Source organism: Neisseria sp. P0021.S005, assembly GCF_051956955.1.
In genome coordinates, this window is sequence record NZ_JBQCWY010000988.1 from 1 (window position 1) to 437 (window position 437).

General features: G+C 64.3%; 1 protein-coding gene. It reads right to left on the minus strand.

Features of this window, described 5'->3' with window-relative positions; all coding sequences use genetic code 11:
* A partial coding sequence (locus ACTHUE_RS20520; protein ID WP_440424332.1) for a hypothetical protein occupies positions 1–437 on the minus strand: 437 nt, incomplete at both ends.

The window sequence follows — 437 nt, forward strand, 5'->3', positions numbered from 1 at the left end:
TTCATGGCTGGTACCGGAACGCTCTGGGCAGCAGCGCCAGTCTGGCCTGCTGCAGGCGTAGCCGAGGCAACCATTGTCGGGGTAGCTGGTGCCGGGTTCGATTGCGGCGCCGTGGCCGGCTGGTTAGCCGAAGGGCGAGGGCCACGCAGCGCCGAGGCGGTTGCGGTGGTCGCTGGCGAAGACGACGTCACCTGCTGCGCCTTCTTCTCCATCAGCGCGGCATATTCCGTTTCCTTCATCAGTTTGCCGGCCTTCAGCGCCGAGCCCGTCGGGGCATAGGCGGGTTCGCGGCCCTTGCGCTTTTCGGCCACCAGCGCCTTGCGCTCGGCTTCGCTCGGGTCGTACCAGGCCATGCCTTCATATTTCTTCATCGCCTTTTCATAGGCGAGATCGTAAGTCTTCTCATAGCTCGAAAGCGCGCTGACAAGTGCGGGCGG